This window comes from Enterobacter sp. GER_MD16_1505_Eko_090 (genome assembly GCF_003331015.1).
GTDB classification, from domain to species: domain Bacteria; phylum Pseudomonadota; class Gammaproteobacteria; order Enterobacterales; family Enterobacteriaceae; genus Enterobacter; species Enterobacter roggenkampii.
In genome coordinates this window covers 282148-300675 of the sequence record NZ_PUQF01000004.1, presented here as the reverse complement: position 1 = coordinate 300675, position 18528 = coordinate 282148, and the positions used below count along the sequence as shown (strand labels likewise).

The 18528-nt window shown below is 57.3% G+C and carries 13 protein-coding genes and 1 tRNA gene; 4 read left to right on the top strand and 10 right to left on the bottom strand.

All coding sequences use genetic code 11. The annotated features are described in order from the left end of the window. Window positions 1-107 precede the first annotated feature (107 nt). From rlmM to C6A40_RS06955, 4 genes are all read right to left on the bottom strand, one after another. Window positions 108-1208, bottom strand: a complete 1101-nt coding sequence (gene rlmM / locus C6A40_RS06970; protein WP_021241891.1) for a 23S rRNA (cytidine(2498)-2'-O)-methyltransferase RlmM — start codon at window positions 1206-1208, stop codon at window positions 108-110. Continuing rightward, entirely contained in the window at window positions 1201-1596 is a 396-nt protein-coding gene (locus C6A40_RS06965; protein ID WP_008499646.1) for a DUF423 domain-containing protein, read from the bottom strand. Before C6A40_RS06965 ends, rlmM begins: the two co-directional genes overlap by 8 nt. Before the next feature lie 39 nt (window positions 1597-1635). After that, window positions 1636-2553: a glycine cleavage system transcriptional regulator GcvA gene (gene gcvA / locus C6A40_RS06960; protein WP_008499647.1), complete on the bottom strand. Its 918-nt coding sequence runs from the start codon at window positions 2551-2553 to the stop codon at window positions 1636-1638. A gap of 349 nt (window positions 2554-2902) precedes the next feature. After that, a complete protein-coding gene (locus C6A40_RS06955) occupies window positions 2903-3130 on the bottom strand; it encodes a YgdI/YgdR family lipoprotein (RefSeq protein ID WP_008499648.1) in 228 nt (75 codons plus the stop codon). 192 nt (window positions 3131-3322) lie between these two features. On the opposite strand from C6A40_RS06955, the gene csdA reads away from it, so the two are divergent. Further along, window positions 3323-4528: a cysteine desulfurase CsdA gene (csdA, locus tag C6A40_RS06950; protein ID WP_045335265.1), complete on the top strand. Its 1206-nt coding sequence runs from the start codon at window positions 3323-3325 to the stop codon at window positions 4526-4528. Then, window positions 4528-4974: a cysteine desulfurase sulfur acceptor subunit CsdE gene (gene csdE, locus C6A40_RS06945; RefSeq protein WP_023344826.1), complete on the top strand. Its 447-nt coding sequence runs from the start codon at window positions 4528-4530 to the stop codon at window positions 4972-4974. The genes csdA and csdE overlap by 1 nt, the downstream gene beginning before the upstream one ends. Here csdE and tcdA read toward each other — a convergent pair. Beyond that, window positions 4965-5771 carry a tRNA cyclic N6-threonylcarbamoyladenosine(37) synthase TcdA gene (gene tcdA, locus C6A40_RS06940; RefSeq protein WP_008499651.1) on the bottom strand — a complete coding sequence of 269 codons (807 nt, stop codon included), beginning with the start codon at window positions 5769-5771 and terminating at the stop codon, window positions 4965-4967. The two genes, csdE and tcdA, sit on opposite strands and share 10 nt — an antisense overlap. A gap of 75 nt (window positions 5772-5846) precedes the next feature. Next, window positions 5847-6944 (bottom strand): murein transglycosylase A, encoded by a 1098-nt coding sequence (gene mltA, locus C6A40_RS06935; protein WP_021241890.1) that lies wholly within the window; start codon window positions 6942-6944, stop codon window positions 5847-5849. A 208-nt stretch (window positions 6945-7152) separates the two neighbouring features. On the opposite strand from mltA, the gene C6A40_RS06930 reads away from it, so the two are divergent. Then, window positions 7153-7229: transfer RNA gene (locus tag C6A40_RS06930), tRNA-Met, on the top strand. An 87-nt stretch (window positions 7230-7316) separates the two neighbouring features. Here C6A40_RS06930 and amiC read toward each other — a convergent pair. Beyond that, window positions 7317-8570, bottom strand: coding sequence for an N-acetylmuramoyl-L-alanine amidase AmiC (gene amiC, locus C6A40_RS06925; RefSeq protein WP_021242006.1), 1254 nt, complete (start codon window positions 8568-8570; stop codon window positions 7317-7319). Window positions 8571-8797: 227 nt separating this feature from the next. Between amiC and argA the strand changes: the two genes are divergently transcribed. Continuing rightward, window positions 8798-10129, top strand: a complete 1332-nt coding sequence (gene argA, locus C6A40_RS06920; RefSeq protein WP_008499655.1) for an amino-acid N-acetyltransferase — start codon at window positions 8798-8800, stop codon at window positions 10127-10129. A 34-nt stretch (window positions 10130-10163) separates the two neighbouring features. Here argA and recD read toward each other — a convergent pair whose 3' ends face one another. Genes recD through ptrA form a run of 3 tightly spaced genes read right to left on the bottom strand, consistent with a single transcriptional unit; the run spans window position 10164 to window position 18402 of the window. Continuing rightward, window positions 10164-11984 (bottom strand): exodeoxyribonuclease V subunit alpha, encoded by a 1821-nt coding sequence (gene recD / locus C6A40_RS06915; protein WP_045335263.1) that lies wholly within the window; start codon window positions 11982-11984, stop codon window positions 10164-10166. Beyond that, the gene (gene recB, locus C6A40_RS06910; RefSeq protein ID WP_114191252.1) at window positions 11981-15523 is read right to left on the bottom strand and encodes an exodeoxyribonuclease V subunit beta; all 3543 of its coding nucleotides are present in this window, start codon (window positions 15521-15523) and stop codon (window positions 11981-11983) included. The genes recD and recB overlap by 4 nt, the downstream gene beginning before the upstream one ends. Further along, window positions 15520-18402, bottom strand: a complete 2883-nt coding sequence (gene ptrA / locus C6A40_RS06905) for a pitrilysin (RefSeq protein WP_114191251.1) — start codon at window positions 18400-18402, stop codon at window positions 15520-15522. Before ptrA ends, recB begins: the two co-directional genes overlap by 4 nt. Window positions 18403-18528 lie beyond the last annotated feature (126 nt).

Genomic DNA, 18528 nt, shown 5'->3' with positions numbered 1-18528 from the left:
CAGAGTGTGGTGCGGATAGACTAAAAGTGTTACCTATGTTCCCGGTCTGATCTGTCACCTATGTATCCGGTCATACAGAAGCGCCACCGGGCAAAACAAAGTACGTGCTATCGCTCGTCGCGACGCCCGCCTACGGCCGCCCACCAGCGACGAATATGCACCGTCACCTCTTCGCGGTCGTGATACAGCTGACGCGCCTGGATCTCCACGTTAATCCCGTGTTCGTCCAGTTGCTCCTGAATGTAGGCCAGGTTCTGCGACACCTCCTCATAGCGCTTTTTCATCGGCAGCTTGAGGTTGAAAATGGTCTCGCGACACCAGCCGTTCACCAGCCAGGAGGCCATCAGCGCGGCCACTTTCGCCGGTTTCTCAACCATGTCGCACACCATCCATGAGATGTTGTTGCGGTTCGGGCGATAGCGGAAACCGTCTTCACGCAGCCAGGTGACCTGTCCGGTGTCCATCAGGCTTTGCGCCATTGGGCCGTTATCAACGGACGATACCCACATGTTGCGTTTCACCAGCTGATAGGTCCAGCCGCCCGGGCACGCGCCGAGATCGACAGCGTACATGCCGTTTGCCAGACGCTCATCCCACTCATCCGCCGGGATAAAGACGTGGAACGCCTCTTCCAGCTTCAGCGTAGAACGGCTTGGCGCATCGGCCGGGAAGCGCAAACGCGGAATGCCCATAAAGAAAGGAGAGTTGTTGGTGGTGTACGAGTAGCCCGTATAGCAGCAGCCCGGTGCAATAAAGAAGATATGCACCACCGGACGCTTCGGCGTTTCGTAGTTCGTCAGCACGCCCGCATCACGCAGCGCAGCGCGCAGCGGAACGGTGAACTTACGGCAGAACTTCATCAGCTCTTTACTTTCGTTGGTATCCGCCACTTCAACGCGCAGATCGCCGCCCTTCTCCACCACGCCCTGCAGCATGCCCACGATTGGCGTGATGCGGTCTTCCGGGGGAAGGTCTTTGAGCAGCTCACCCGCGACAAACATCTGGCGCGCAAAAATCAGCGAGCTGAACGGCAGCTCGCGCGCCAGCTTATCCGCATCTTCAGGCTGATAGCATTCGAATACCACATAGCCCGCGTTTTCTTTTACGCGGGCAAAGCCGAAGATTTCGCGCTTCGCCGCTTTATCGGTAATTTCCGCGGCGCACTCTTTCTCAAACCCCGGGCGACAATATAAAACAACCTTATTCATGAACAACGCCCTTGCGTTTCAGACGGATAGCTCCGATAAACATTAATACCCAACCCGCCAGGAAGCTGACGCCACCGACAGGTGTAACAAACGCCCACAGGCGTAAATGCGAAAGTGCCAGACAGTAAAGGCTGCCGCTGAAAAGCACCGTACCCAGCGCCAGAAAGACGCTGCTCCAGTAAAACCAGATGCTGATACGGCGCTGCATCGCCACCGCCAGCCCAAAGATTGCCAGCGTATGGAACGCCTGATATTCAAGGCCGGTCTGGATCCAGCCCATCTCTACAGCGCCCAACGACTTGCTTAAGACATGTGCGCCAAAGGCGCCCAGTGCAACAAAAATAAAGCCACTCACCGCGGCAAAAATCAGCATGAATCGGCTGGTCATGTTTAAGTCCTGAATTGATGCGTGCCCGGCACACAAACGTTATTGTTCATACCTGAAGCGGAATTTTTCTTGCTCGCTTGCCGCTTTCGCCAGTATCCACTGCCGGAAGGCGGCTATTTTACCCAGTTCTGCCTGACTGTCATGACAAACCAGATAAAACGCATTCTTGCTGACCAGTACATCATTAAAAGGGCAGACCAGGCGACCTGCCTCTATTTCGGACTGCGCCATGACGTTGTTCGCCAACGCCACGCCTTGCCCGTGAATGGCAGCCTGTAACACCATCGCACTGTGGCTAAAGATGGGTCCCTGCTGCACGTTTATATGTGTAAGACCTAATTGACGGGTATAAGTTTGCCAGTCGCGTCGAGAGGCATCATGCAAAAGCGTATGCTGCGCCAGGTCAGCGGGAGACTTCAGCGCTTTGTCGCCCGTTAACAGCAGAGGGGAACAGACCGGCAGGAGATATTCTGCGTATAATTTCTCAACACGCAAGCCCGGCCAGTTACCGCGCCCATAAAAAATCGCGACGTCCACGTCATCGGCCAGCTTGTCTTCCTGACGATCCACGGCCTGGATTCGAACGTCTATCCCCGGATAAGCTGAGTTAAAGCTTGAGAGTCTTGGCACCAGCCACTGAATGGCAAAACTGGGCAATAAACTAACAGTCAGAGCACCTTTTGCACTGCGGGCCTGTAGCTTACGCGTGGCTTCAGTAAGCTGCGAAAAAATCTCTTTAATATCCTGAAAATAGCTCTGCCCCTCTTCGGTCAACAGCAACGAGCGGTTGCGTCGACGAAACAGCTTAAGGCCCAGAAAATCCTCCAGAGACTTGATTTGGTGACTTACTGCGGCCTGTGTCACAAAAAGCTCATCGGCTGCGCGGGTGAAGCTCAGGTGACGTGCTGCTGCATCAAAAACACGTAATGCGTTGAGGGGGGGCAATCGCTTTGACATGGTTATATGGCTTAGATGTTAAAGGAATTTAACAAATAGGAAACAACGTTTAACCTATTAGTTTTTTTTATCTGAGCCATTATAATTTGTCCGTTGAGGAACTACCAGCAAATACCTATAGTGGCGGCACTTCCTGAGCCGGAACGAAGAGCTTTTTTCGGAATGCGTGTTCTGAAGGGCTTTTGGCTTACGGTTGTGATGTTGTGTTGTTGTGTTTGCAATTGGTCTGCGATTCAGACCACGGTAGCAACGCTACCAATTTTTCACTTCCTGTACATTTACCCTGTCTGTCCATAGTGATTAATGTAGCACCGCCAACTTGCGGTGCTTTTTTTTCGCCTGCGATCGGTTAATGCTCGATCTCTTTCATCTCTTTCACGTCCGTGCGGTTGATCTGCTGCTTGTTCCCGTTAGCATCTTTGTACGAAATCATCCCGGTATCGTTATCGGTTGTCGGTTTCCCTTCCGAAACGATGGAACGGCCATCGTTAGTGTGCATCACGTAGTTGTTACCGGAACAGGCGCTCAGGGCAAAAGTAAACGCACAGGCAGAGATGATTGCAGCTGTCTTATTCATGATTATTCTCCTTTAGCAATTAATGCTATTCAAACCTCGATTTATAACAGGCTAAAACATCCGCCTAACACTATTTAGCATAACCTGCTTTTTTGGGGTCATGAGGATAAGCAGACAATTCTGATAGATATCAACCTCCTTGCCCTGCCGCGGAAATTGCGCGACGATCGTGATATTGAAATGAGGAATCCCATGAACGCTTTCAGTCCTGCGCAGTTCCGCGCACAGTTTCCGGCGCTGGCCGATGCCGGTATTTATCTGGACAGTGCCGCCACCGCCCTTAAGCCACAGGCGGTCATTGACGCCACGCAGCAGTTTTACAGCCTGAGCGCCGGGAACGTGCATCGCAGCCAGTTTGCCGAGGCGCAGCGATTAACCGCGCGCTACGAAGCCGCACGCGATCGCGTGGCGCACCTGATCAATGCCGAAAGCGGGAAAAATATCGTCTGGACACGCGGCACCACCGAGGCCATCAATATGGTGGCCCAGTGCTACGCGCGCCCGCTGCTTCAGCCGGGCGATGAGATCGTCGTCAGCGAGGCGGAACATCACGCCAACCTGGTGCCGTGGCTGATGGTGGCCGAACAAACGGGTGCACGCGTGGTGAAGCTTCCTCTGGGCGCAGACCTTCTGCCCGATGTGGCCCGTCTCCCCGAGTTGATTACCCCTCGCAGCCGCATTCTGGCGCTCGGACAGATGTCTAACGTCACCGGTGGTTGCCCGAACCTGGCTCAGGCGATTCGCATCGCGCATGCCAACGGGATGGTGGTGATGGTCGACGGTGCGCAGGGCGTGGTGCATTTCCCCGCCGACGTGCAGGCGCTGGATATCGACTTCTATGCCTTCTCAGGACATAAGCTCTTCGGGCCAACCGGTATTGGGGTGTTGTACGGCAAGCCGGAATTGCTGGCAAAAATGACCCCGTGGCTCGGGGGCGGCAAGATGATCGCTGAAGTGACTTTTGACGGTTTCAAAACGCAGGATGTGCCTTACCGCCTGGAAGCCGGTACGCCGAACGTAGCCGGCGTGATTGGCCTAAGCGCGGCGCTGGAGTGGCTGGCAGAAACAGACAGTGTTCAGGCTGAAAGCTGGAGCCGGGGGCTGGCGACGCTGGCAGAGGAAGAACTGAAAAAGCGCCCGGGTTTCCGCTCGTTCCGCGTTCAGGATTCAAGCCTGCTCGCCTTTGATTTTGTGGGCGTGCATCACAGCGACATGGTAACGCTGCTGGCCGGGTATGGCATCGCCCTGCGCGCCGGGCAGCACTGCGCGCAGCCGCTGCTGGCGGCGCTCGGCGTGAGCGGCACGCTGCGCGCCTCGTTCGCGCCCTATAACACACAAAGCGATGTTGACGCGCTGGTTGCCGCCGTTGACCGCGCGCTTGAAATACTGGTGGATTAATGACTCACGCTGCTTTAGCCGGACATCCGTTTGGCACCGTCATCACTGAAGAGACGTTAAAACAGACCTTTGCCCCGCTTTCACAGTGGGAAGATAAATATCGCCAGCTGATTCTTCTCGGTAAGCAGTTACCGACCCTCTCTGACGATCTCAAGGCGCAGGCGAAAGAGATTGCAGGCTGTGAAAATCGCGTCTGGCTGGGCGTGAGCGTTTCCGGTGAGAAGCTGCACTTCTTCGGCGACAGCGAAGGCCGCATCGTCCGGGGCCTGTTGGCCGTATTGTTGACGGCAGTGGAAGGGAAAAGCGCGGCGGAACTGCTGGCGCATTCGCCGCTGGCGTTATTTGATGAGCTGGGGCTGCGCGCGCAGCTCAGCGCCTCGCGCGGTCAGGGGTTGATCGCGCTCAACGACGCAGTACTGGACGCCGCACGTCAGGCTCAGGCCTGACGTTCCGCCTTCGCCATCATCTTCTTCAGGGCGTGAGACACCGCCACAAAGCCGAAGGAAGCGGTCACCATGGTGGCCGCGCCAAAGCCTGAGGCGCAATCCATTCTCTTTGGCCCTTCCGCCGTGCTTTTCATCGCACACACGGAGCCATCCGCCTGCGGGTAGACCAGCGCTTCGGTCGAGAACACGCAGTCTACGCCCAGCTTGCCCTTGCTGTTCTTCACGACGTTAAAGTCGCTTTTCAGGCGTTCACGCAGCTTGGCGGCCAGTGGATCCTGAATGGTCTTCGCCAGATCGGCCACTTGGATCTGCGTAGGGTCGATTTGCCCGCCCGCGCCGCCGGTCGTCACCAGGGGAACCTTGTAACGACGACAGTAGGCGATCAGCGCCGCTTTTGGACGCACGCTGTCGATGGCGTCAATCACATAGCTGTAGCCTTTGCTCATGTATTCGGCGACGTTATCTGCCGTCACAAAATCATCAATCACCGTGACCCGACATTCCGGGTTGATCAGACGGATACGTTCCGCCATGACCTCAGATTTTGCCAGGCCGACGCTATCACGCAGGGCGTGAATTTGACGGTTAGTGTTGGTGACGCACACGTCATCCATATCAATCAGCGTGATTGCGCCAATACCGGTTCTCGCCAGCGCTTCTGCGGCCCACGACCCCACACCACCAATGCCCACGACGCAGACGTGCGCATCCGCAAACAGCTGCAGGGCTTTTTCACCATAGAGACGTGCCGTGCCGCCAAAACGCTGGCGCCAGGCATCGCTGATTACCACAGACATAACACCTCAGATGTAAAAAGGGTGAGGTTCTCCTCACCCTGAACAGTAATCCGTATTGCGTTCAGAATACCACAATCAGCCGCTGAATACGTTTCCGGCACCCGGTGCCGCCTTAAGCACCCACACGCGTCCGTAGTGGTTATACCAGCCTGCGCGGTGGCCTGCATCCGGGCCAATGCCCTGATAGATATCGAAGTGCTGCCCTTTGATCGCGCCGCCAACGTCCAGCGCCACCATCAGACGCAGCTCATACTGGCCGTTGAACTTGCCGTTGTTATCCAGCAGCGGGACCTCTGCCAGCAGCGTGGTGCCCGCAGGAATAATCGAACGATCCGATGCCACCGACGCACGGCCAATTAGCGGTACCGCGCTCGCCCCTTTCACCGGCGCGAAGTTTTGCGGTTTAAAGAAGACGAACGACGGGTTCTGCTCCAGCAGCTCACGCACCTCGGCTTCGCTGTGCTTTTCGCCCCACTCGCGGATCGCCTGCATCGACATGTCTTCTTTCTTCACTTCGCCGCGGTCGATCAGCACCTTGCCAATACTGCGATAGGCGTGGCCGTTTTTACCGGAATAGCTGAAGAAGTTAAGCGGCGAGCCGTCGCCAAAATCAATATAGCCGCTGCCCTGAACGTCCATGATGAAGTTGTCCATCAGGGAGTTGCTGTAAGCAAGAACGTAGTTTTCGCTCAGCGCACCGGCGTAGATCTCAGCGCGCGACGGCAGACGACCGCGTTTTGGCGGCATACGGTAGATAGGGTACTGGAACTCGCCCTGACGCGTGTGTCGTGCCTGAATAACCGGGGTGTAATAGCCGGTGAACTGGACGTTGCCGTAGTTATCGGCCCCTTCCATCTGCCAGGCGTCGATACCAAACTGGCGCATGTTGCGCGTATCGCCGCCCGCGCGCAGCCAGTCCTGTACCGCGCTATAAACGTTGTTCTGTGCGCTGTACAGACGCGGTGACGCGTTGCGGATCTGGTAAACCTGCTCGGAGAAATCTCCGGCATTGATCGGTGCGCCGACCGCATCAGGCTGATTAACTAAAGAGAAAGGCTGGGATAACTTCCCGTCTTTATACTGTTGACCGCGATCGGTCGGTTTGGAAGAACAGGCCGCAAGAATCGCTACCATTGCGCCCGCCATCAGATACTTCGCCCAACGTCCTTTCATTCTGTCTCGTCTTTTAGTTGCCCATTTCCGCGTGATGAAGATAACAAACCGCCAGGGCTAATGAAATGCGATCGCATGCCCTTTGGCAAATTTTGCGCAAAAAATAGTCCAAACAGCGCCATGTCGTTCAATTTGCATACAAAATCATGATAAATGTGAAAAAGGGGTTGCATCACAAGTCTATCCGAGTATAGTGCGCATCCACGGACGCGGGGTGGAGCAGCCTGGTAGCTCGTCGGGCTCATAACCCGAAGGTCGTCGGTTCAAATCCGGCCCCCGCAACCAACACTTCTAAAACAATAAACACCCTTAAGGGTGTTTTTTTGTATCTGTCGTTTGTGAATTTGCCGGGCGTTTACCCGGCCAAAAGATCTACCCGCGCCGCGCCAGCGTCGCCCCGTCAGAGAAATACGCACGAATCCCTGCCAGAATCGACTCCGCCACTTCCTGCTGGAATTTTGCCGTCTTGAGCTTACGCTCCTCTTCCACGTTACTGATAAACGCGGTTTCAACCAGGATGGACGGGATATCCGGCGCCTTGAGCACCGCAAATCCGGCCTGTTCAACGCTGTTCTTGTGCAGCTTATTGATGTTGCCCAGCTTGCCCAGCACCGCTTTACCAAACTTCAGGCTGTCGTTAATGGTCAGCGACTGCACCATGTCGAACATGGTGTGGTCGACGTAGCGGTCGCCGCTTTTGCTCACGCCACCGATCAGGTCCGAGGCGTTCTGGGTATCCGCCAGGTATCTTGCTGCGGTACTGGTCGCGCCTTTGGTTGAGAGCGCAAACACCGACGAGCCGCTTGGCTGACGGCTGGTAAACGCATCCGCATGGATCGAGACGAACAAATCTGCGCGCTGCTTCTGTGCTTTCGCCACCCTGACCTTCAGCGGAATAAAGACGTCTTCATTACGCGTCATATAGGCGCGCATATTGCCTTCTTTATCAATCAGCGCCTTCAGACGACGGGCAATTTGCAGAACCACGTCTTTTTCACGCGTGCGGTATTTCCCCACCGCACCGGAGTCTTCGCCGCCGTGGCCTGGATCGAGCATGATCACAATCGGACGATCGCGCCCTGCTTTCCCCGGCTGCGGACCGCTTTGCGCCGGCGGAACCTGACGCTGCAGATCGCCTTTGTTGTAATCTTCCAGCAGGGCAAGAAGTGGATCCTGAATATCCGTCGCATTGGCCGGGTAGAGATCCATCACCAGGCGCTCTTTGAACGTCGCGACAGGCGCCAGGGCAAACAGCTGCGGCTTCACGTTCTGCTTCAGTTCAAACACCATGCGCACGGTTTGCGGATCGAACTGCCCGACGCGCGCCGATTTAATAAACGGATCGTCGCCGCGGATCTGCGCCGCCATCCCTTTCAGCACGGAGTTGAGGTTAACGCCTTCGAGATCCACCACCACACGTTCCGGGTTGCTGAGGGCAAATTGCTTATATTTCAGCACGCGATTGGATTCGACCGTCACGCGCGTATAGGTCGACGATGGCCAGACGCGCACCGCCACGACCTGACTGGTGGCGGCAAGACCGACCTGACTGACGCTAAGCAACCACATTGCCCCGGCCCCTTTTAACAAACGGCGGCGGCTTATTGCTGAATTGGATCCCGACATGCTTCTCCCGAGCAAGAACACTGACTGATATACAAAATGTCCAGATTGACCGAAAACTTTAACGAATGACGCATAAACTGTCATCTATAAAAGGGTAAACAATCATACGCTAACGCACGGATTACTTATCATTTTCTGTGGGTCGCGGAAAATTTGCGCTTGCACACGCGGCCACAATCGAATAAAAATACAGAAATTACGAATAAACATTCATTAAGGGTTGTGCCATGGTGAAGGAACGTAGAACCGAACTGGTCCAGGGATTCCGCCATTCTGTTCCCTATATCAACGCCCATCGGGGAAAAACGTTTGTCATCATGCTTGGCGGCGAAGCCATTGAGCATGAAAATTTTTCCAGCATCGTCAATGACATTGGCCTGCTGCACAGCCTGGGGATCCGCCTGGTGGTGGTCTATGGCGCGCGCCCGCAGATCGACGCTAACCTGGCCGCTCACCACCACGAGCCGATTTACCACAAGCATACCCGCGTCACGGATGCCAAAACCCTTGAGCTGGTGAAGCAGGCGGCAGGTCTGCTGCAGCTGGATATCACCGCTCGCCTGTCCATGAGCCTGAACAACACGCCGCTGCAGGGCGCGCATATCAACGTCGTGAGCGGCAACTTCATCATTGCCCAGCCGCTCGGCGTGGACGATGGCGTGGATTACTGCCACAGCGGCCGCATTCGTCGTATTGATGAAGAAGCCATTCACCGCCAGCTGGACAGCGGCGCCATCGTGCTGATGGGCCCGGTCGCCGTTTCGGTGACCGGCGAAAGCTTCAACCTCACTTCAGAAGAGATCGCCACGCAGCTGGCGATCAAGCTGAAGGCGGAAAAAATGATTGGGTTCTGCTCCTCGCAGGGCGTCGTGAATGATGAAGGAACGATCGTGCCGGAACTCTTCCCGAATGAAGCCCAGGCCCGCGTGGAAGCGCTGGAAGCCGAAGGCGATTATCACTCCGGCACGGTCCGCTTCCTGCGTGGCGCCGTGAAGGCCTGCCGCAGCGGCGTGCGCCGTAGCCACCTGATCAGCTATCAGGAAGACGGCGCCCTGCTGCAGGAGCTGTTCTCCCGCGACGGTATTGGTACGCAGATTGTCATGGAGAGCGCGGAGCAGATCCGCCGCGCCACCATCAACGACATCGGCGGCATTCTGGAGCTGATCCGCCCGCTGGAACAGCAGGGTATTCTGGTGCGTCGTTCGCGCGAGCAGCTGGAGATGGAAATCGACAAATTCACCATTATTCAGCGCGATAACCTGACCATCGCCTGCGCCGCGCTCTATCCGTTCCCGGAAGAGAAGATCGGTGAAATGGCCTGCGTGGCGGTGCATCCTGATTACCGCAGCTCTTCACGCGGTGAAATGCTGCTTGAGCGCGTGGCGGCACAGGCGCGCCAGATGGGGCTGAGCAAGCTGTTCGTCCTGACGACGCGCAGCATTCACTGGTTCCAGGAGCGCGGTTTCACGCCGGTGGATATCGATTCTCTGCCGGAAACGAAGAAAGAGATGTACAACTATCAGCGCCGTTCAAAAGTGCTGATGGCGGACCTGGGATGATACGACGCCCTCACCGTGCGGCGAGGGCGTTCGTTCAGAGGGACTCAAATATCGCACCCAGCCCGCTTCGGCGTTCCGTGCGGGTGGCAATCGCCTGCACCAGCACGCGTTCATCGGTATACAGCGACAGGCGCTGACGCGCGCGCGTAATGGCGGTATAGATCAGCTCGCGGGTAATGACGGGGGAAAGCTGCGTGGGCAGGATCAGCGCCGCGTGGTTAAACTCGGAGCCCTGGGATTTATGCACCGTCATCGCCCAGGCGGTTTCATGCTCGGGCAAACGGCTGGGCTGGAAAGACTTCACGCTCCCGTCCGGCATCTGGAACCAGACGCGCAGCCCCTGGCCGCAGTCGAGCGCAATCCCGATATCCCCGTTAAACAACCCCAGCGCGCTGTCGTTGCGGGAAATCATCACCGGCCGCCCTTCATACCAGCGCGAGTGCGGGGTACGGTTAATTTTACGCTTTTGCACCAGCAGCTGTTCCAGCCTGTCGTTCAGGCCCCGGACACCAAAGGGACCTTCCCTCAGCGCACAGAGCAGCTGATATTCACCAAATGCGGCAATGACCTGCTCCGGCGAACGCTGCTGTTGTACGCCCGTCAGAAAGTGCTGATACCCCTGCAGGGCCTCATCCAGCATCGCCTGATACTCTTCCCCGGTCTGCAGCGATTTTTTCTCAATATCCGTAAAGGTACCGTCAAACACCGCAGTGGTTGTTCGCCGGTCGCCCCGGTTCACGGCCGCCGCAAGCTGGCCGATACCGGAATCGCTGCCGAAGCGGTAGCTTTTCTGCAGCAGACACAGGCTGTCGCGCAGCGCTCCTGCAAGCGAATGGTTTTCAGAGGTGAGCGAGCATCCGGTGAGACGGGCTAGCTCCTGAGCGCGTTCTGCGGTATATCCCAGGCTGGCATAGGTGCAGATATCGCCCAGCACAGCCCCTGCCTCCACGGAGGCAAGCTGGTCGCGATCGCCCAGGAAAATAACGCGCGCGTGCGGCGGTAGGGCATCAATCAAACGCGACATCATCGTCAGGTCAATCATCGACGCCTCATCCACCACCAGCACATCCAGGTGCAGGGGATTACCGGCATGGTAGCGCAAACGCTGGCTGCCGGGCTGAGCGCCAAGCAAACGGTGTAGCGTGCTGGCTTCGTTGGGGAAAAGCGCCAGCTGCTCCCCGGTAAGCGGCAGCTTTTGCAGCGCGCCGCCTAACGATTCCGTCAGACGCGCCGCCGCTTTACCGGTGGGGGCCGCCAGGCGAATACGGCACTTTTGCTCACCCGAGAGCTGAATCAGCGCGGCAAGCAGTTTTGCCACGGTGGTCGTTTTCCCGGTGCCCGGTCCGCCTGAAATCACCGAGATCCGACGCGTTAAGGCCACGGCTGCCGCCACTTTCTGCCAGTCTGTCGCCTCGTCAGAGGAAAACAGCGCATCCAGCGTTTGCCGGAGCTGCGTTTCATCGCAGGGAAGCGGGGCGTTGGTCTCGCTGAAGAAGCGCGCCACCGTCAGTTCGTTACGCCACAGCCGGTTAAGATACAAACGCTCGCCGACCAGAATCATTGGCGTCCCGGTATCGGCCCCGCTCACGGCTGGCGAACCGCGTAGTATCGCCTGCCAGTCCACGGCGTCACCCAGCAGCGCGAAACACGCCTGTAAAGCCGGAGGCATTTTCTCATCCACCGCCAGACGCGACAGCGGCAGGCATACGTGCCCCTCCCCCGCGTCTTTGCTCAGAATCGCGGCGGCAAGCATGACGGCAGGCTCCTCGCCTGCCACCATCATGGCAAACTGCACGTCCAGGTGGCGCAGTAATCGTTGTTCAACCGCGTCCAGCAGTAGCGCCTGCATCGTCATGCCATCTCCTCCGTGCCTGCGGCAAACAGGTTATCCATTTTTTCAATCAGTTCCGCAGCCGGACGCGTGCTAAAGACGCCGGAACGCGGGTCGTTGGCATCCACGCCGCGCAGGAACAGGTAAATCACGCCGCCAAAATGCGCGTCGTAACGGTAATCGGCAATACGATGGCGCAGGTAACGGTGCAGCGCCAGGGTATAAAGCTGGTACTGCAGATCGTAGCGATGCAGTTGCATAGCCGACGCCATCGCCTGTTGGGTATAGGCTGTGCTGTCTTCGCCCAGCCAGTTCGATTTGTAATCCAGCAGGTAGTAGCGCCCGTCGTGGCGGAAAACAAGGTCGATAAAGCCTTTTAGCATTCCCTGCACCTGGCGGAAGTTCAGCGGCGGGCACCCGGCGGATAGCGGATCGTACTCGCGGATCAGCGCATCAAGCGCCTCGGCCCTGAGCGGGCTGGCGATGGGAAGATAAAACTCCATCTCCACCTGCTTATCTTTGGCGGTCAACTGGCTAAGCGAGATCCCCTGGGCCGTGAGCGGGGCGTGCAGAACCGCGCGGATCCATTCAGTAAGAACCGGCTGCCATTGCGCGTCGTAACCACCGCTCTGTAGCATCTTCAGCACCCACTCTTCGGAAACCGGCTGGGTAAAATCCAGCTCTTCAAACAGGCTGTGTAAAAACGTGCCCGGCGAGGCGCCGCGCGGGAACTGGTGCGGCGTCAGCACCGGCTCAGCGGGTACGCTACCGGCGCCTGCGGCATCCACGTCCAGTTTTGGCATCAGATCCTGCGCAATACTCTGCCCGTGCTGCTGTAAGCCAGAGTAGCTGGTAACGCGCCAGTCGTCGGCAATCGTACGTACCACCTGACGGGCATGGAGATCTGACTCGTGCGGCTCTGGCATGTGCCAGCGGCTGTTGTCGGGCAGCGATGGAATATGCAGGGCAACATGCTCAGTACAAAGCGATTCGATGCACTGCCGCAGGCCCGCCGCGTCTTTGGGTTCACCCTGCTGAATAAGCCGCCCCAGCGCGCTCAGATGAAAATCGCTCTCCCCGCTCTTTTCGCCCCGACGCCGGAACAGCGGCGCAACGCCCAGGCTGCAGTGCCAGACCGAGCGGGTTAGCGCCACGTAGAGCAGGCGTAAATCTTCCGCCAGACGTTCGGCCTCTGCCAGCTCAACGCTGGACTCCGCGTTGCTGAGATCGAGCACCGCCTCAAAAGACTCGCGATCGTGGTAAAAAGCCTGATCCTGCACGCGGTAATTGGCGATAAACGGCAGCCAGACCAGCGGATATTCCAGGCCTTTCGACTTGTGGATGGTGACGATCTGCACCAGATGTTTATCACTCTCGAGGCGCATCTGCTGGCTGGAGGAATTGCTGTTCGGATCGGCAATCTGCTGCGCCAGCCAGCGCACCAGGGCGTGCTCGCTCTCCAGCTGTGTACCCGCTTCCTGCAAGAGTTCGCTGATGTGTAAAATATCGGTCAAACGCCGCTCGCCGCCTGCGGTAGCCAGCATATTCTCCGCAATGTGGCGCTGAGCCATGAGCTCGCGCACCATCGCCATCACGCCGCGCTTCTGCCATTTTTCGCGATAGCGCACAAACTCCTCTACCACGGCATCCCACGCGGCTTCGTCATTGTTGAGGGTATCAATATCGCGCGCGTTCAGTCCGAGCATCGCGCTGGCTAATGCGCTGCGCAATGTACTTTCCCGCTCCGGGGCCAGCACGGCCTGCAGCAGCCATAACATCTCCTGCGCCTCAAGCGTTTCAAAGACGCTGTCACGGTTCGAGAGGTAGACGGAGGGGATATTCAGTAACGTCAGGGCGTCGCGGATGAATGCGGCCTCCTGACGACTGCGCACCAGCACCGTAATATCCGATGCCTTTACCGGGGTGGGGTTATCCCCCTTCCACAGCAGCGCCTCGCCCCGCGCCCCGGCACTGAGCCAGTCACGGATTTGCGCGGCACAGTGCTGGGCCATGGCATTTTGATAGTCGGCAACGCCACAGCCTTCCCCATCCAGCAGCCAGAAGTTCATGGCAGGCTGCGTCACGCCGTTAAACTCGAAGCGCAGCGAGGCATTTTTCGGGGCAAATTTTACCGGCTGAAACGGGATCTCCCGGAACATAAACGCCGTTTCCATGCGGCTAAACAGCGCGTTGACGCTTTCCACCATGCCGGGAGAGGAGCGCCAGTTGGTATCGAGCGTGTAGTGCGCATCAACCTCGCTGCGAGCCTTCATGTAGGTAAAAATATCCGCACCGCGGAAGGCGTAGATGGCCTGTTTCGGATCGCCGATTAACAGCAGCGCGGTGTCGGGCTGCTGGCGCCAGATACGGCGGAAAATGCGGTACTGCTGAGGGTCGGTGTCCTGGAATTCGTCTATCATCGCCACCGGGAAGCGGGTGCGAATCGCGGCGGCAAGCGCTTCGCCATTTTCACTGCACAGCGCCGCATCCAGGCGGCTCAGCATATCGTCGAACCCCAGCTCGCCACGGCGGCGCTTTTCGCGCGCCACGGCTTCACGAATTTCCGTCATGGCGCGAGCGATCATCAGATCGTTGAGCGTAAGGGGCTCCGCCAGCAGGGTTTCAATCGCCACAAACAGGGGATGCTCAGGTACAATGCCGTCGGCTTTGGTCCGCTCAGCCAGGAAACGTTGGGAGAATTTCTCCAGCGCGTCCGGGAGCTGGTAGCCCCGCGTCTCTTCCTGCGCCCAGGCGCTGACCTTGTCGATCCATTTTCCCTGATTGCCACGGTTGAACTTGCGACGGTCAATCCCGGAATTTTCGATAATGGCGTCAATCTCGCCGACTGACTCCATCCACTTTTGCTTGATGTCTGCAATTTTCGCGATGATTTTTTCATGCCGCGAGGCCAGGGTTTCATCTGCCGGCGGCGGGGATTTGATGACCGGCGCTTCCCCCTGTAGATAACGATCGATCGCGCGCAGCAGCGCTTCCGGGCCTTTCCAGAGCGCGTGTACCGCTTCGGCAATATCGCGCTGTAAGGGGTAGCAGTGGCGACGCCAGAAATCCGCGCAGGCCTGATAGCGAAGCACGGACTCATCTTCAATGAGCTGCTGTTCGAACAGCATACCGGACTCGAACGCGTTCAGGCTCAGCATGCGCTGGCAAAAACCGTGAATGGTAAAGACGGACGCTTCGTCCATCTGCCGTTCAGCGAGCAGCAGCCACTGGGCTGCCTGCTGCTTATCGGCAATCTCTTCCAGAAGGCTCGCGTAGAGGGGGTTATCCGTGCTCTGACGCAGACAGGCAATGCGCAGCTCGTGGATATTGGTACGAATACGGCCCCGCAGCTCCGCGGTAGCGGCCTCGGTGAAGGTGACCACCAGCAGCTCTTCCACGCTCAAAGGACGTGGAAAAGCGGCGTTGCCGCCAAGGCCTAACAGCAGGCGCAGATAGAGGGCGGCAATGGTGAAGGTTTTTCCAGTTCCCGCTGAGGCTTCAATCAATCGTTCACCCTGCAGAGGTAAACGTAAGGGATCAAGGGACTCAGCGGTATCGGTCATTCTTTCTTACTCCAGGGCATAGATTGCTGCAGCGCGCTGACGCTCTTCCAGACTTTCCAGCCTTTCGGGTTAACGTACTCCGTTTTCCCGTTCTGGCTACCGGAAACCTGAGACAGGATGGTGATTCCCTGCGGCTTAATGACCGCCTGATGGAAGAAGTCGGCAACCTTCTGCGGCGTCAGCTGTTTTATCTCGGCCACTACTTTATCACGCGAATCAAATTTCAGATTACCGCGATCGAAATCTTTGCTCAGCTGCGAGGCTTCTTCACCCAGCGTCTGCGGCGGCTGCATCACCTGCGCGATGACGGCCTGCTGGATCTGAGCGAACTCTTCCGGCTTCATGGCACGCAGTTTTGCTTCCACCTGCGGGAAGAAAGCCTGGTAACGCTGCCAGAGATACGCCGGCTGTTTATCGCTGCTTTGCAGCAGGAAGCCCAGCCCCCACTGACGACCGACGTTCATGGAGAAGGCAAACACCGCGTAGCCAAGCTGCTCCTCTGTGCGTAACTGGTTATAGAACCACGGCTGAATAATCTGTCCCAGCACGGCGCTCTGCGCTGAACTGGCGAATTCATCGTAGCCCGTTGGCACAAAGACCGCGGCCAGCGCGGAATCCGTGCTGTTACCCGCTTTTTCAAAGATCACATTCTGCTTTTTCTCAACCAGCACGTCCTGGTTGCGGCACCACTCGTCGCCTTTAGAGCCGAGCTGAGTGCGAACTTTCTGCGCCAGGGTTTTGGCCTGCTCCTCACTCATGTTGCCGACGATCAGGAACTCCGGACGCGTGTTGGTTTTCAGCGCATCGCGGTACGCCAGCACGTCTTTTAAGGAGATGGAAGGCAGCAGCGCGCGGCGATCCTCACGCTGGAAATAAGGAACCTGCGACAGCATTTGCGCTGGCATAAGCGCCAGATCGTAAGCCTTGCCCTTCTCGGCAGAATCCATCATCTGGGCATACCAGGATTTAGCCTGCTCAAGCTGCTCTTCCGTCGGCGTGTAGCTGAAGTAGCCCTCCAGCAGGGCCTGGAACAGCTGAGGTAAGCGCTGGGTATAGCCGTTTGCATTAAGCATCAAACCGTTATTGGCGTTGGTGGAGAAGCTGATCCCGCCCACGGCGGCCTGGTTGCTGAGCTGATCGAGCGCGATACCGGCGAGATAGTCATTGAGCGCGAACATCACCTGATTTTTGGCGCTGTTCATGGCTTTCGGGTTACGCAGCACCACGCTGACATCGGCCTTTGGCTCGCTGGCGAAATAGCGGCTTGGGGTGTACACGACGCGCAGCGTGGGCTCATCGATGATGAGTTCCGGATGCGGGTAATCTTTCGTCGTTTTGATCAGCGAGAAGTCATCCGGAATATAGGGGTTCAGCTCCGGCAGCTTCAACGCAATCTCACCGGCCTTCTTCTGCCAGTCGGCGAAGGTCTGGGCGCTGATTTTATCCACCTGATAAGGGGCATCGACAAAGTACGCCGTCTTGTTATGCGGTTCGTTCGGGCTGATGTACCAGATGCGGGCATTCTCCGGCGTCATCATCGCCAGGCGGTCTTTTACCGCCCCGGCATCATACCGGTCGGCAATATTCACCGCGTCGAGGGTATGTTCCACCGGCACGCGGATCATGGTGTCCGCCAGCCACTCCACATAATCCATGTCGCGGGTGATGGACGGGTAGCGGAAATCGAGATCCAGCACGTGCGCGAGTTCATCAAAATAGCGCTTATCGACGCCTTTCTCACGCAGTAAGGAGAGGTAGCTAAAGATAGCCGCTACGACTTCATCACGGTTGGCCTGTCCTTTGTCAGTCAGGGTCGCGGAGATCGCCAGCACGCCGCTATTGCCGTTCACAACCGGATCGGAGTCGGCGCGAATGCCTTCCGCCAGCCCCTGCTTTTGCAGCCAGTCAGACAGCGTACCCGGGCTACGGTTACCAATCAGATAGGTGACCAGCTCATCGGTTTTACTGCGGAACTGTGCCGTGTTGTTATCAATGCGGAATTCCACGCGCAGCACTTTGCGCGGCATGGCAGGAACGTAGTGGATCACGATGCCTTTTTGCGCGTCAGTGACCACCGGAACGGTTATTTGCGGCAGGTCGATATTTTTATTCGGCACCCGGCCAAAGGTTTTGGCCGCCATGGCTGCCAGCTCCGGCAACGGTTTATTGCTGTAGATGACCGCTTTCATCAGGTTGGCGGAGTAGTATTTATCGCGAAACGCGTGCAGGGCATCCAGCACCGGGCTGTTCGGTTTGTCGCTCAAGGTTTCCAGGTTACCACCGGAGAAGCGCGAACCCGGGTGCGCAGGGTTGATGGTTTCGGCGCTGACCTGCGCCATGCGCATACCGTCTCGCGTGCGGGCCATGGTCAGCTCGGCATTCACCGCATTGCGTTCACGATCGGCGAATTTTTTATCCAGCAACGGCGCGGCAATGGAATCGGCAAGGCGATCGACCGCCCCTTCCAGCGCATCATTTTCGACTTCGAGATAAAAGGCCGTGCGGTACGGTGCCGTACTGGCATTGTGGCTGCCGCCATGCATCTTCAGAAATTCGGACAGGCTATCTGGCTGCGGGTATTTTTTTGACCCCATCAGCGTCATATGTTCCAGATAGTGTGCAAGCCCAGGATGAGCGTCAGGATCTTCCAGCGACCCAACCGGCACCACTAATGCCGACAGGGATTTCACCGCCTGCGGGTCGGAAACCAGCAGCACGGTCATCCCGTTATCAAGGCGAATAGCCTGATATTGACGGGTATCTTTTTCGCTCTTACGGATAGTTTCCTGAACGGGTTGCCAACCGGAGTCTGCGTGAGTGACGGGCGCCCAAAGGGCAATAAACAAAACAAACGCTTTAAACAAGGTGCTGCCTGGCATTACGACCTCTTTATCACGGCTACATCATTAACAAACTGCGTGCTGGACACGCCAACATCTCTTTCTTTGGGTACATCAGTCCGTGATAAGAAGTGCATCATAAATGAACACCTTTATCTGCGCAAT